Consider the following 13700-nt stretch of genomic DNA (forward strand, 5'->3'; position numbering starts at 1 on the left):
GGTCAGCCCGCGACCAGCAGCGCCTCCGAGGCCACCGGGCGGTAACCCGCCGCCTGGAAGGCCCGGACGCTCCGGGCGTTGCCCGGGGACTGCTGGGCCCAGACCACGGAGTCCGGCGTGAGGTGGCGGGCCGCCGTCGCCAGGGCGCGGCCCAGCCCCCGGTGGCGTACCCCCTCGTCCACCTCGACCGCCGCCTCCCAGCGGCCCGCCACACCCCGGCCGAGCAGCACGAGACCGCCGTCCGCCGCCCACACCCGGACCTCGTCGCGGAACTTCAGCGCCCGCGCGACCCGGGGGTGCGCCGGATCCTGGATCTCCCGCAGCTCCAGCGGCGGCGGGCCGGGGAGCGCGTCCGCCGCGGTGAGCAGGTCGATCGTGTTCATCCGCCGGCCCGTGTGCGCCATCAGCGCGAGCAGGAAGGCCGGGTTCATGCTCGCCGCCAGCGGGTCGCTCGCCGTGGCCGCCGGCTCGGCCCGTATCCACTCCGGGTCGGCGTCCGTGAAGACCACCGAATGGGCGGTGAAGGCCAGCACCCCGGCGTCCCGGGGGTTCGGCTGCGGCACCACCGTCGTCGACCCGTCCGGAGCGGGAAACTCCCCGCGGGCCGCCGCCGCCATGATCACTGCCAGCTCGTCGCTCATACCCCCATCATCCGGCAGGGCCGGGCCAGCTAATCTGACCCCCGTCAGAGAAGCACCGAGAAGGGGCGAAGCAGTGGCGGACATCGAGTCGGCACGCACGGCATTCAACAAGTTCGACGCCGACGGGGACGGTTTCATCACCGCCGCGGAGTACAAGAGCCTCATGGCGCAGCACGGTGACTTCAACGTCACCGAGTCGGTCGCCGAGGTGCTCATCAAGCAGCGCGACGACAACGGCGACGGCGTGCTCTCCTGGGACGAGTTCTGGGCGCACTACAACAAGGCCTGACCCGCCGGCCCGGACGGGCGGGGCAACGCTGAGTTGCCGCCCGTCCCGGGCTCGGTGACGATCGTCCGGTGACGCTTCCCGGACCCCTTGGTACTCCGAGCCGTCTGACAGCGGCGGTCCTCGCCTCTGCCGTCGTCCTCGGCTTCGCCCTGCTGGGCACCGGCCTCGCCCAGACGGGTACGGGCGAGCTCCGGATACCCGCCGCGGGCACCACCACGGTGCTGCGGCTCCTCGTGCTCACCGGTCTGGCCGTGCACGTCGGCGAACTCGCCGGACGCCGGCTCGCCGGCGAAGGACCACGGCCCCGCGCCTGGTCCGCCCCCGCCGCCCTCCTCGCCGCGGCCGCCTCCGCCGGACTCCTGCTGCTCTTCACCGCCGTCAGCGGACTGAGCCCGAGCGTGGTGTACGGCCTGCGCGAGGGCCGCCTCCTGCTCGTCACCGCCAACGCCTTCGTGCTGGCCGCCCTCTGCGCCGCCTCCCGGCGCCCCGGGCTCGCCGTGCTCCCGCTCGCCCTCGCCGTCGGGGCCGAGGCGCTGCGCGCCCACCCCGAGACGAACCAGCCGCTCCTGGGGACCGGCCTCACCCTCGTCCACCTCACCGCCGCCTCGCTGTGGACCGGCACGCTCCTGTACGTGCTGCGCACCATGCGGCTCCGGGGCGGCGGGCGGGACGTGCTCCGCCGGTACGCCCGGATGGCCGCCTGGGTGTACGGGGCCCTCGCCGTCACCGGCACCGTGTCGACCCTGCGCAAGCTGCCGCCCGACGCCGTCATGAGCACCGCCTACGGACGGGTCCTGCTGCTGAAGCTGGTGCTGTTCGGCGGGGCGAGCCTGCTGGCGCTCGCCGCCCGGGGACGGCTGATGTCCGGCGGGAACGCCCAGGCACCCGCGCGCGTGGAGGCGTCCGTCCTCGCGGGGATCGTCCTCGTCTCGGCGCTGCTCACGGTGGTGCCCAACCCGCACGGCCTCACACCCTGACGGGCTCCGCCCGAAGTCCGGCGGGGGCCGCCGGCGGTACTCCCCCTCGGCAACTCGCTGCCGCACATGCCCGTGGCCGGAACCCTGCCCGGCGCGAGCCGGTTCGCCGGGCGCCCCCTCACCTGGCCCTTTGGCCGGAACAAGGGGGTCCGCTCGGAGTACGCCTCCGGTTTTCCCGCAGGTCGTGAGGCAGCTCATTGCCAGGCAGCTTCCTGGCCTGTCCGGAAGCGGACAGCCGGGCCCCCACGGTGATTTCCTCTAGGTGTGCGGCCGGGACGGCGAAAAACCACCGGCCGCCGAGGAACCACCGACACGCACACGCACCACACCCGTACCGCTGCCGCCCACGGAAATGGAGACCACCGTGTCCTGTCGCTCCCGCCGCGTCCCCACCGTCCTCGCCACCCTCGCCGCCGCCGTCCTCGGAGGCTTCCTGATGGCCTCCCCGGCCGCCGCCGCGCCCGCCGCGCCCTCCGCGCCGCAGACCGTCGCCCAGGGTGGGGACGACTTCGTCTGGCCGACGCCGCCCAAGCCGCAGATGCCGGAGATCCCCTGCGTCCTCCCGCCGCTGCCCGGCGTCCCCCAGCTGCCCTGCGTCGGCGACTTCCCGGACGACTTCGTCTGGCCGATCGCCCCCGGGGAGTGACCGCCATGCACCTCATGACCGCCGCCGGGGCCGCCGCCCCGCTTCAGATCCACTCCCGGCGGGTCGCCTGCACCCCCGCCTCGAACCGGCTCGACGCCCCCAGCCGCTCCATCAGGTCGGCCACGATCCGCCGCTCCGTCCGCACCCCGATGCCCAGCGCACGCGCCACGGCCTCGTCGGTCAGACCGCTCGCCAACAGTTGGAGCAGCTTGCGCTCCTGCGGCGTGAGCCCACCCGGCAGGGCGTCCCCGGGACCGTCCAGCGGGGCGGCGTGCTCCCAGTAGGCCTCGAACAGGGCGCGCATGGCCAGGACCACCGGCTGGCTGCTGAACAGCAGCGCGGACGGCTGGGCCTGACCCGGCAGCCCGGCGACGACCGCCGCCGTGGTGTCCACGATGAGCAGCCGCATCGGCAGCGTCGGCGAGGTGCGTATCTCGCTGCCGCGCTCCGCCATCCACTGGGCGTGCGCCCGGGTGACCCGGTCACCCGCGACGCTGTCCAGATAGATGGTCCGGAAGCGGACGCCCCGCTCCATCGCCCGCTCGTTCAGCGGCCGGCCGGCCTCGACGGACTCCTCCGTGAGGGCCTTGCCGGGATGGAAGGCCAGCGACTCGTGCGTACAGGACTCGGCCAGCGCCTCCAGCCGGGTGCGGATGTCGTCGACGTTGTCGAGGTGCTCCGCCCCGTCCGGGCCGCCCGACCGGCCTGAGGCCGTGTACTCGGCCGCGAGCGCGGCGAGCGCGGCACGGTTCTGCTCGATCCGCTGCTGCCGCGAGGCGAGTTCGCGCTCCTCCCGCTGGAGCAGCACCTTCAGACCGAGCGAGGGGTTCACCGCCCGCATCAGGCCCGGACTGTCCCGGGAGGGGGCGAGCAGCGACAGGCGCGTCAGGAGTTCCAGGGCCTCCTCGACCTTCTCGTGCGTACAGCCGAGGAGTTCCGCGAGACGCCCGGGGTCCTGCTCCTTGTGGAACAGGATCGCGCGGTACACGCCCAGTGTGTGCTGATCGAGCGACGAGACCTCGTCCACGTGGTGCCCCCCCATGGTCATTCCGCCCCCGGCCCTGTCGAGGGCGGAGGGCCCGGAACCCGAGTGCCCCTCGCTCCCTCACCGGAGCCACCCGATTCACCCCATTGACACGATCATCACGCTACCCCGTCGACGACCGCCTCGAAAGGGAGTCCACGTGCTCCAGACCGGTTCCTCCCCGCCTCGGCTCGACGGCCTCGTCGTCCTGGTCGTCGACGCCACCACCGGCATCGGCCGGGAACTCACCACCCGCCTCTGCTCCGCGGGGGCGACCGTCGCCGTCGTCGGCGCCGGCCACCCGGACCGCGGCGACGACGCCGCCACCAACGCGGCCTTCCTCTGCAAGGCCCTCACCGACGCCGGTCTGGTGGCCCTGCCGTACCGGATCGCCGCCGGCGACCCCGCCGAGGCCGGCCGGCTGCCCGGCCAGATCGCCGCCGACATCGGCCCGGTCGGCGCCGCCGTCGTCGTCCTGCCGCCGCCGGACGCCACCGGAGAACTGCGGAACGCCTTCCGCGGCCTCTCGGCCGCCCTCGCCGCCGCGCTGCCGTCCGGCGCCCGGCACATCGAGCGGACACCGGCCGCCGCCACCGGGCCCGACGGCACGACGGCCGAGGACCGCGACTGGATCCGCTCGGTCGTCGACGGCCTGGCCACCGGCCCGGCACGGGCGACCAGCCGCTGACCGCCGGCCCGCGAGGGCCGCCGACACAGAAGTCACCACGGGGGAGAGAGATGTCCATTCGCGTCGTCGTGGCCGGTGACCACCAACTGGTCCTGGAAGCCTTCGCCGAGACCCTGAACGGCACCAACGGCCTGGACGTCGTGGGGCTCGCCACGACCTTCGAGGCGGTGCTGCCCGCCGTCCAGCGGCACCGGCCCACCGTCCTGCTGCTCGGCGAGTCCACCATGGGGGGCAAGGCGCTGCACGCGGCGACCGAGGTGCGCTCGCACCACCCGAACTGCGGGGTCGCGCTGATGGTCGGCTCGGCCACGCCGTCCGTGGTCGACCGGGCGGTGGCCGCCGGTGCCCTCGGAGTCGTACCGAAGACGGCCCGGCTGCCGCAGCTCATCACCACCCTGGTCGGGGTGGCGGGCGGCTGCCTCACGGTCGACCCGGGGCTGCTGCGGACCCCGGCGTCCGGCGACGCGGTGCTCAGCGTCCGCGAGACGGACGTGCTGCGGCTCACGGCGGGCGGGGCGACGGTCAAGGAGATCGCGGGCGAGCTGTACCTCGCGGCGGGGACGGTACGGAACCTCACCTCGGCGGCGATCAAGAAGCTCGGCGGCCGCAACCGCTTCGACGCCGCGCGCATCGCGGCGGAGTGCGGGCTGCTGTGAGCGGGCGGCGGAGGGCCGGACGCGCGCCGGCCCCGGCACAGGAGGTGCCGGGGCGGGGCTTCACGACGTGGTGGAGCAGGGCGCTCCGTGCGCTCCTACTTCTCCAGGCAGAACTCGTTGATCGGGTATCCCACGTGACGGTCGGCCGTCGGCAGGTGCCCCAGGATGCGGTCGCCCGGCTTGAGTTCGGTGCTGTTGAGCACCGAGGCGCCGGGTCCGAGGACCCGCACGTGCCAGTCGTCCTGGAGGATCAGGTTGACCGTCTGGCCGCTGGGCGCGACCGCGTCGATCGAGATCAGCGGACGGGTCTCGATCTTCACCCGGCCGACGCTGACCGGGCGGGTGCGCCCGTCGACGTCGACCGCCAGGACCGAACTGCCGGCGTGCAGCTCGCTCAGGTAGTGGGTGCGGCCGTTCTGCCCCACGGTGTACGAGTGGAGGGCGCCCGCGTTCACCCGGAACGGGCGGGTCGGCATGTACGGCAGCGGGTGGGTCTCGCTGACGCACAGGACCATGCCCTTGGAGTGGGAGCCCACCAGGATGCCCTCGTCCTTGCGGAAGTGGGTCGTGGTGTCGACACAGGCACGCTCGCCCATGCCGATGTGGGTGGTCGCGGTGACCTCCAGCTCGACCAGGGAGATCTCGCCGCCGTGCGCGGTCGCCGCCGTCCGCAGGGCCGTCGCGTCGCCGACCGTGCGGCCCCGCATCAGAACCCCGTCCGAACCGTGCTCCAGGACGCCGTACAGGATCTCGGCCTCCTCGGTGTCGGCGGCCGTCGTCACGATCGCACCGGGCGCGCCCGAGGCGGCCGCGATCACGATCTCCAGCGGGATCTTCGTGGGGTCGCGGAAGTCGAGGACGCTCCACGCCTCCAGACGCGCCGCCAGGCAGGCGTCCTCCAGGGTGTCGGCGTCGACGATCTCGACGTACCGCCCGAACCGGACGTCCGGGTGGGCGGCTTCGAGCTCGGCGCGGCCGTCGCGCGGACCGGGCACGATCACCACGTCGACGCCGCCGAGGTCGGCGGGGAGGGACGTGACGCCGTCCTCGAAGAGCAGGACCTTGCGCACGGTGGGCGGCAGACCGGCGAACACGGCCGGGTCGGCGGCGACGATGCCGTCGATCTTCTGGTGCACGGCTTCTTCCAGCACGGCGGCGGTGGCGGCGCCGGCCTCGCGGACGTCGAGCCAGCACAGCTTGGTTTCCGTCATGATGCGGACCTCCTGTCAGGTGGTGGTGAGGTGAAGGGACGGGCCGTCGAGCGGTGCGCCGTCCAGGTGGTCGGGGGTGAGGCGTTCGCTGTGAAGCCGTTCCCCGCCGCCGTCCGGCGTGCCGAACGGGACCGTGGCGAAGTGCTGTTCGGGGAAGTGGTGCACGATCCGGGCGACCTTGGCCGCCAGCGCGCGCGGGTCCTTGGCCTGGAAGATGTTGCGGCCCATGGCCACCCCGCCCGCCCCTCCGGCGATGGCGTCCCTGACATAGGCCAGGACGTCCTCCTCCTTCTCCAGGGCGGGTCCGCCGGCGACGAGCACCGGCACCGGGCAGGCCGCGGTCAGGTCGAGCATCTCCGCGGTGGATCCGAGGAAGACGGTCTTGACCAGGTCCGCGCCGAGGTCCGCGGCGATCGTCACGGCGTGCGCGACGACCGCCGGGTCCCGGGGGTCGCTGATCCGCGGCCCGCGCGGGTACACCATCGCGAGCAGCGGCAGGTTCCAGCGGTCGCAGGCGTCGGCGATCCGGCCGAGGTCGCCGATCTGCTGCCGCTCGTCGTCGGAGCCGAGGTTGACGTGGACGCTGACCGCGTCCGCGCCCAGGCGCAGGGCCTCCTCGACGCCGGCGACGACGTACTTGGCGTGGGGGTCGAGCGCCTGGCTGGTGCTCGCGTTGAGGTGGATGATCAGCGACATCGCGGCGAACCGCTCCGGGCTGATGTGGCGGACGCTGCCCTTGTGCACGACGACGGCGTCGGCGCCGCCGGCCGCGATCCGGGCCGCGAGCTGGTCGAGCGTGGTGCCCTTCGGCACCACGGGACCGTCGTGGATCGAGTGGTCGAGAGGGGTGATCATCAGGCCGGCCGTGCTGTGGCGGTAGAGCCGCCGTAGCCGCAGCGACCGGGCGAAGTGGCCGAATCCGGTCATGGGACGCCCTTTCTGGTTCGCGAGGAGGCGTGATCGGGCTGGTGACCCGGTCCGCGCGCGCGGACCGGGTCGGCCCGCGCGGTGGCTCCGCGCGGGGAGCTGAGGGCCGGTCCGGCCGGCGCGTCCGGGGCAGCGGGGTCCGGTGGAGAGACGGAGCGCAGATAGGCGCGGTCCGGTTTGCCCGAGGGGGTGAGGGGGAGCTTCGGCCAGACCGAGACGCGGACCGGCGTGTGCTCGGGGGTCAGCGCGGCGGAGACGTACCCCCGCAGGTCGCAGGAGGTGTGACCGGCCCCCGAGTGCAGCTCGACGGCCGCGTGCACCTGCTCCACCCAGTCGCGGTCGCGCACCCCGAACACCGTGGCCTGGCGCACCTGCGGATGGCGCATCAGCGCCTCCTCGATGGCGGCCGGGTCCAGCTTCAGCCCGCCGTGCTTGATCACGTCGCCCACCCGGCCGTCCAGCCGGAGGTAGCCGTAGCGGTCCCAGTACCCCAGGTCGCCGGTGCACAGCCAGCCGTCGCGGAAGACCGTCCCGGTGCGTTCCTCGTCGCCGAGGTAGCCGGCGGTGACGGTGGGCGAGCTGATCCAGATCTCGCCCGGCACCCCCCGCTCCACCTGCGGGCCGCCGCCGGGGCCGCGGATCTCCACCCGCACCCAGGGGAAGGGGCGGCCCGCCGAGCCCAGCAGCTCCGGCTCGCGGTGGTCCAGCGGGTTGAGGCTGCTGATGCCGCCCGCCTCCGTCGTCCCGTACACCTGGATGAGCACGTCGCCGAAGAGCTCCACGGCCCGCGCCACCCGCTCCGGCGCCGCCGGGGTGCCGCTGTAGGTGATGCGGCGGAGCGAGGCCAGGTCGGTGAGCGGGGCCGCCGGATGGTCCAGGAGGCGGTAGAGGTGCGGGACGGCGAGGTAGACGTCGGTGACCCCGTGCCGCTCGAAGGCGTCCAGGACGTCCCCGGCGTCGAACTCGTCGTGCAGCACGACCACTCCGCCGCTCGCGAGCACGGCGTCGGCCATCGGCGCGGTCGTGTGGCTGATCGGTGTGACGGACAGCAGCGTCGCGGGTCCCCGGGGATCGAGGCCATGGGCGAGCCGGCTGACGAGCTCCTCGCGGGTGTCGTACCGCTGGGCGACCATCTTGGGCCGACCGGTGCTCCCGCTGGTGAACTCGACGGTGGCGAGGTCGTCGGGGCGGGGGTCGGGAAGCCGGCCCGGCAATGGTGCTACGGGGGCGGCCGTCGGTCCGGTCTCCCAGGGGACGGTCAGCGCGGTGACGGCCGGGACGCGGCGGGTGAGCCATTCGCCGCGCTCGGCGCTCTCGTCGTCGACGAGCAGCACCGACACCCCCAGGTCCTCCAGGAGTTGGGCCTGGGTGGCGACCGAGAAGGTCTCCGTGTCGGTCCGCGGGTTCATCGACCGTACGTACACGGAGGTGGCGCCCAGGAGATGGACGGCGTACCGGGCGCCGAGCATCACCGGCCGGTTCGGGCCGGTGAGCACGGCGACGGTGTCACCGGGCCGGACGCCGCGGGAGTGCAGCAGGGCCGCGGCGGCCCGTACCGAACCCGCGAGCCGGCCGGCGGTGACGGCCTCGTCGGCGCGGTGCACCACCACGCGCCCGGGGTCCTTTCCGAGCGCTTCGAGAATGCGGCGTACGTACATGGTTCCTCCTTTCTGGAAAGGGGAGTCGTCCGGTCAGGAAATGCGCATCTGCGCCATCATTCCCATGGCGCTGTGGTCGATCATGTGGCAGTGGTACGGAAAGACCCCGCGATGCGTGTCGAAGGTCAGCTGGAGTTTCGCGGTCTGTCCCGGGAAGAGGAGGACGGTGTCCTTGAGTCCGGCCTCCGCCGGATAGACCGGCATTCCGTCCCGTTCGAGAATGCGGAACTGGACCAGATGCGTGTGGAAGTTGTGCGGCACGGTCGTGCTGGTGTTCTTGACCGTCCACACCTCGGTGGAGCCCCAGGCGATCTCGGTGTCGATCCGGTCGTGGTCGAAGGTCTTCTCGTTGATGTACGCGAGGTGGCCGGTGCCCGGCTCGTCCATCCGCAGCTCGAAGCTGCGCTCGACGGTCGGGGTGGGCAGCGCCGGCAGGGTGGTCAGCACGTCCGGCACCCGGCTGGTGTCCTCGACCCGCTCCTCGACGTCGAAGCGCATGATCTGCCCGACGAGTTCGGTGGGGCCGGGGCCCAGCATGTTCGACAGGGTGACCTGGGTGCCCGGGGCGTACCGCGAGAAGTCGATGACGAAGTCGGCGCGCTCGCCGGGGGAGAGGACGACCACCGGGGACGGCGCGGGCGCCGGGAGCAGCCCGCCGTCCGAGCCTATGTGGACGATGGGGCTGCCGTCGGAGAGCGCCATCACGAAGATCCGCAGGTTGCAGGAGTTGACCATCCGGAAGCGGTACTTGCGGGCCTTGACCTTCAGGTGCGGCCACGGGGCGCCGTTGACCAGGATGGTCGTGCGGTTGAGGGAGTCGTCCATCGTGTAGACCATCCGGCCCGCGGCGTCGAAGTGCGCGTCCCGCAGGATCAGCGGCACCTCGTACGGCCCCGAGGGCAGCCCGAGCGCGTCCTCGGCCTCGTCGCCGAGGAGGTAGAGCCCGGAGAGGCCCCGGTAGACGTGCTCGGACTCCAGGTGGTGGGCGTGGTCGTGGGTCCACAGGGTGGCGCCGACCTGGCGGTTGGCGTACACGTAGGTCTTCGACGCGCCCGGCTGGATCAGGTCCATCATCCCGCCGTCCTGGTCCTGCGGGTTGGCCCCGCCGTGCAGATGGACCGAGGTCGGCGCGGACAGGCCGTTGATCTGCTTCACGACGGCCGTGCGGCCGCTGCGGGCCCGGATCGTGGGGCCCGGGAAGGTGCCGTTGTACGTCAGGACCTCGGTCCGCAGACCGGGCAGGATCTCCACCCGGGCCCGGCGCATGGTGACCGCGTAGTAGTCGGCCGAGCGGGTCCTCCGGTACGGGGCGAGGACCCGCGGCCGCGGCAGCGGCACGGTGAACGGGGTGACCGCGGGCGGGCCCGGCGGGGGCTCGGCGGCCACCGCCGGCGTGCCGGACGTGAGGCTCTGGAACACCCCGCCGGCCGCGCCGACAGCGCCGACGGCACCGGCGGTGAGTCCGAGTCGTATCGCATGGCGGCGAGAGAACACAGCGGATTCCTAACGTGACGGTTTTCCCGGAACGACGGTCCGGAGGGGATTCGGCAGGTGCTTCCGAACGGTGGTGAATTCGTTCTCCGAGCATGGGTGTGAAAGGGCGGAACTCCGAGCGGCTTCGCGCCGGTGCTTGCATGTGTCATGCGATCGATGACCTCGGTCATTCCGGCCAGTGGGAACGGGAACCGGGGAATCCGGGATGACGCGCGTCACGGCGCGCGATGCCGTCCGTCACGCCTCCGCCGGGAAATGTCACCGGTTCCCGGCGACGGGGACCGGCCGGGTGCCGGCCGCGCGAGAGTGTCGCTCGGCGTCTGCCCTGCGTACGGCGCCTTCCGTCCGCCGGCCCCCGGGGCCCGCACGGCCCCGGCGCCGGACCGTCATCCCCGCGCACCGGAGGCACCGTGCAGACCACGCAGACGACACGACAGACGACACAGACCGGGCAGGCCGTCCAGACGGAGCAGGCCGCCGGAGCCGCGCACACGGAGCAGGCCGCCCGGGCCGCGCAGACGGCGTCGGACATCGCGGAAGCGGGCGGGCGGCCGCTCGGACCCGCCCGCGCCGTCCCGGCGTTCACCGGCGGGGTGCGGGTGCACTTCTCCCCGGCCGACGGCGACGTCGCCACCCTCGCCGGGCCCGTCACCTCCCTCTCCCTCCGTCCCGTCCGGGGCGGCGTCCGGACCGCCCTGGAGCGGCTCGCCGAAGGGCCCCTGCCCGCCGAGGAGTTGTACGCGGGGCTGCGACCCGCCGAGCGCGTCCAGTTCGAGCGGGTCCTCGACCGGGCCCGGCACCTGGTCGCCCACGCCGTCCTCGCCCGGAGCGAGGGAGAGGGCGAGGGAGCGGACGAGGGGGAAGGGAGGCGGGGCGGCCGGGAGCTGCTCCGGCTGGAGCCGGTGGCCCGCGACGCCGCCTACCACCCGGTCGCCGTCCCCGCCGGCGCGACCGTCCGCCTCTCCCGCTTCGCCTTCTGCCGTACCCGCGAAGGCGCCCTCGTCCTCGAATCGCCGCTCGTCAGGTTCCGTGCCGTGCTCACCGACCCGGCGGCGCGGGCGCTCGCCGCCGCGCTCGGCGAGCCCGGCACCCCGGCCCGCCTCGGCGCGGACGCGGGCCTCGCCGCCACCGGCACCGCCGACCTGCTCGGCCACCTCGTGGGCGCGGGGTTCGCCGAACTCGCCGACGAGGACGGCGCCTTCGCCTCGGACGCCGAACCCGTCCTGCGCCAGTGGGACTTCCACGACCTCCTCTTCCACTCGCGCATCCGCTCCGGCCGCTACGACGACGTGTTCGGCGCCGTCTACCCGCACCGCGGCGCCATCGAGCCCCGGCCGGCCGTGCGCCCGGTCCCCGAGGGCCCCGCCGTGCCCCTGTACCGGCCGACCCGGGAGGAGATCGCCGAGCGCGACCCCTCCCTCACCACCGCCATCGAGACCCGGCGCTCCATCCGGGGCTACGGCGACCGGGAGATGACCGCGCGCCAGCTGGGGGAGTTCCTCTACCGGGTGGCCCGCGTCCGCGCCCACTACACGCCGGAGCCGGGCGGCGAGCGCGACGAGGTCGTCTCGCGGCCCTACCCCAGCGGCGGGCAGGGCTACGAGCTGGAGCTGTACGTCACCGTGCGCCGCTGCGAGGGACTGGCACCCGGCGTCTACTACTACGACCCCGTCGGCCACCGGCTCGTCCTGCGCAACGTGGACGAGGCGGCCCGCGAGTCCCTTCTCCACGTCGCCTCACGGGCCACCGGCATGGAGGCGCGCCCCGACGTGCTCGTCACCGTCACGGCCCGCTTCCAGCGCATGTCGTGGAAGTACCGGGCCATCGCCTACGCCACCACGCTCCGGCACACCGGGGTGCTCTACCAGACGATGTACCTGGTGGCGACGGCCCTCGGTCTGGCCCCCTGCGCCCTCGGCAACGGCGATGCCGACATGTCCGCCGAGGTGCTCGGCCTGGACTACCTCCAGGAGTCCTCCGTGGGCGACTTCCTGCTCGGCAGCAGGCGCCCCGACGACTCCGTCGCAGGTGAGCCGGGGGAGGGCTGGCGGATGCTCAACAGCCCCGAGTGGTCGCTGCCGGAGAATCCCTGATCCTTTGCCGGCCCTTTCGGCATGACGACCGTTATTCCGGGCGTGATAAACGTCAGGCGGTCCCCGGAAAGGCTGGTGCACCCGAGGGCGGGTCAGCATTATTGGTGTTGCAGCCGAACGGTTGCCGAGAAGAATTCGGAAAGGAATTCAGAATGAGCATCGACGACATCAAGCAGGGCGACGACGCCGCGTTCGACAACTTCGACGTCGCGGAGCTGGAGACCCTCGAGGTCGCCCAGGGCGTGGCCCTCCCGGAGATGGGTGCCTCCAGCGGCTCGATCGGCACCTCGTCCTCCTCGTCCTCCACCTGCTCCGCCTGCTGAACCTCCCCCGACCGAAACTCCGAAAGGAACTCACCATGAGCATCGACGACATCAAGAACGGCGACGACGCCGCGTTCGACAACTTCGACGTCGCGGAGCTGGAGACCCTCGAGGTCGCCCAGGGCGTGGCCCTCCCGGAGATGGGTGCCTCCAGCGGTTCCATCGGCACCTCGTCGTCCTCGTCCTCCACCTGCTCGGCCTGCTGACCGAGTAACCGAGGCTGAACGCACGACGCACGAAGGATGCGACCGCCCGGCTCCGGCCGGGCGGCGCATCCTTGCGTGCGTCAGGGGTCGTTCGGGGTGTTCCCCGTCGGGCCCGCGGGCCGCCGGCCCGCGGTGCGACCGGCCCGTCAGCCCCGCAGGGCGACGTGGAAGGACGAGGCCCACAGCACGAGCGCCGCACCGAGACCCACGACCGTGCGGATCGTCTCGGCGGTGGTGCCGGCCGCCAGCACGGCGAGCCCCACCAGCGCGACCGCCGTCAGGAAGACCGCGGTCCACTTGTACTGCCCCTGGTCGAAGAGGCGCGCGAGCGGGAAGAAGTGCAGCCCCACGACCAGGCAGATTCCGACCGGGATGAACTCCGGGTGCCCCGAGGCGTTCGACGCGGCGATGACCACGAAGATCGCCACCAGTTCGGCCATGTTGACCAGGCCGACGCCCCGGTTCCACTTCTCCGGGAGCCGCACCAGGCGGGTCACCGGACCCGCGGTGCCCCGGAAGGCCAGCACCACCGCGCCGACGGTCACGACGGCCGCGACCACGCCGACCGCGACGGAGACGGGCACCGCCGCTATCCCCGAACCGCCGGCGAAGGCCCAGACGAGGGCGAAGACGGCGAGGACGATCGCGCCGCGGCGGCGCAGATTGCGCGTGAGTGCAAGGCACTCGGCGTCGGTGGTTTCCGTAGTCATGGCGCGGACACTACAGCGGCGTCCGCCGATGATCCGACCGCGTTGTCTATTTTCAGCCAGTCCGACTCGTCCGCGTCGCGCGAAGCCCTGGCCCGAGCGTCACGTAAAAGGTGACACATGTCAGCGCGGGACCCCATTCCCTGTCGCGCCGCAATTC

The 13700-nt window shown here is 73.1% G+C and carries 15 protein-coding genes; 8 read left to right on the plus strand and 7 right to left on the minus strand.

Translation table 11 applies throughout. The features are described 5' to 3' along the window. Positions 1-2: 2 nt before the first annotated feature. On the minus strand, positions 3-641 hold the full coding sequence (locus tag ASD33_RS30425; RefSeq protein ID WP_056567763.1) for an N-acetyltransferase: 639 nt from the start codon (positions 639-641) through the stop codon (positions 3-5). A 73-nt stretch (positions 642-714) separates the two neighbouring features. Between ASD33_RS30425 and ASD33_RS30430 the strand changes: the two genes are divergently transcribed. The 3 genes from ASD33_RS30430 to ASD33_RS30440 all read left to right on the plus strand — a co-directional run bounded on the left by ASD33_RS30430 (position 715) and on the right by ASD33_RS30440 (position 2553). Further along, positions 715-930, plus strand: coding sequence for an EF-hand domain-containing protein (locus tag ASD33_RS30430; protein ID WP_056567767.1), 216 nt, complete (start codon positions 715-717; stop codon positions 928-930). A 68-nt stretch (positions 931-998) separates the two neighbouring features. After that, positions 999-1907 (plus strand): CopD family protein, encoded by a 909-nt coding sequence (locus tag ASD33_RS36855; protein WP_056567770.1) that lies wholly within the window; start codon positions 999-1001, stop codon positions 1905-1907. A 364-nt stretch (positions 1908-2271) separates the two neighbouring features. Beyond that, positions 2272-2553, plus strand: coding sequence for a hypothetical protein (locus ASD33_RS30440; protein ID WP_157870097.1), 282 nt, complete (start codon positions 2272-2274; stop codon positions 2551-2553). A gap of 43 nt (positions 2554-2596) precedes the next feature. Here ASD33_RS30440 and ASD33_RS30445 read toward each other — a convergent pair whose 3' ends face one another. Then, positions 2597-3595 (minus strand): helix-turn-helix transcriptional regulator, encoded by a 999-nt coding sequence (locus ASD33_RS30445; protein WP_242426938.1) that lies wholly within the window; start codon positions 3593-3595, stop codon positions 2597-2599. 142 nt (positions 3596-3737) lie between these two features. On the opposite strand from ASD33_RS30445, the gene ASD33_RS30450 reads away from it, so the two are divergent. After that, positions 3738-4265 (plus strand): hypothetical protein, encoded by a 528-nt coding sequence (locus ASD33_RS30450; protein ID WP_056567776.1) that lies wholly within the window; start codon positions 3738-3740, stop codon positions 4263-4265. A gap of 50 nt (positions 4266-4315) precedes the next feature. After that, positions 4316-4921 (plus strand): response regulator transcription factor, encoded by a 606-nt coding sequence (locus ASD33_RS30455; protein WP_056567778.1) that lies wholly within the window; start codon positions 4316-4318, stop codon positions 4919-4921. A gap of 95 nt (positions 4922-5016) precedes the next feature. On the opposite strand, the gene ASD33_RS30460 is transcribed toward ASD33_RS30455, so the two are convergent. Genes ASD33_RS30460 through ASD33_RS30475 form a run of 4 tightly spaced genes read right to left on the minus strand, consistent with a single transcriptional unit; the run spans position 5017 to position 10211 of the window. Then, positions 5017-6132 carry a 3-dehydroquinate synthase II family protein gene (locus ASD33_RS30460; protein WP_056567781.1) on the minus strand — a complete coding sequence of 372 codons (1116 nt, stop codon included), beginning with the start codon at positions 6130-6132 and terminating at the stop codon, positions 5017-5019. A 15-nt stretch (positions 6133-6147) separates the two neighbouring features. Next, positions 6148-7059, minus strand: coding sequence for a 2-amino-3,7-dideoxy-D-threo-hept-6-ulosonate synthase (locus ASD33_RS30465; RefSeq protein ID WP_277922106.1), 912 nt, complete (start codon positions 7057-7059; stop codon positions 6148-6150). Continuing rightward, positions 7056-8717 (minus strand): AMP-binding protein, encoded by a 1662-nt coding sequence (locus ASD33_RS30470; protein ID WP_056567784.1) that lies wholly within the window; start codon positions 8715-8717, stop codon positions 7056-7058. The genes ASD33_RS30465 and ASD33_RS30470 overlap by 4 nt, the downstream gene beginning before the upstream one ends. Before the next feature lie 33 nt (positions 8718-8750). Then, positions 8751-10211: a multicopper oxidase domain-containing protein gene (locus ASD33_RS30475; protein WP_056567788.1), complete on the minus strand. Its 1461-nt coding sequence runs from the start codon at positions 10209-10211 to the stop codon at positions 8751-8753. A gap of 410 nt (positions 10212-10621) precedes the next feature. Here ASD33_RS30475 and ASD33_RS30480 point away from each other — a divergent pair, with 410 nt between their 5' ends. The 3 genes from ASD33_RS30480 (at position 10622) to ASD33_RS34660 (ending at position 12833) form a co-directional block, all read left to right on the plus strand. Beyond that, a complete protein-coding gene (locus ASD33_RS30480) occupies positions 10622-12304 on the plus strand; it encodes a SagB family peptide dehydrogenase (RefSeq protein ID WP_242426940.1) in 1683 nt (560 codons plus the stop codon). A gap of 152 nt (positions 12305-12456) precedes the next feature. Next, positions 12457-12627 carry a thiazolylpeptide-type bacteriocin gene (locus ASD33_RS34655; RefSeq protein WP_079045099.1) on the plus strand — a complete coding sequence of 57 codons (171 nt, stop codon included), beginning with the start codon at positions 12457-12459 and terminating at the stop codon, positions 12625-12627. Positions 12628-12662: 35 nt separating this feature from the next. Then, the gene (locus ASD33_RS34660) at positions 12663-12833 is read left to right on the plus strand and encodes a thiazolylpeptide-type bacteriocin (protein ID WP_015036315.1); all 171 of its coding nucleotides are present in this window, start codon (positions 12663-12665) and stop codon (positions 12831-12833) included. A gap of 146 nt (positions 12834-12979) precedes the next feature. Here the strand turns inward: ASD33_RS34660 and ASD33_RS30485 are convergent, their stop codons facing one another. Next, positions 12980-13543 (minus strand): hypothetical protein, encoded by a 564-nt coding sequence (locus tag ASD33_RS30485; RefSeq protein WP_056567790.1) that lies wholly within the window; start codon positions 13541-13543, stop codon positions 12980-12982. Between the last annotated feature and the right edge of the window lie 157 nt (positions 13544-13700).

Source organism: Streptomyces sp. Root1304, from assembly GCF_001426405.1.
GTDB lineage: Bacteria > Actinomycetota > Actinomycetes > Streptomycetales > Streptomycetaceae > Streptomyces.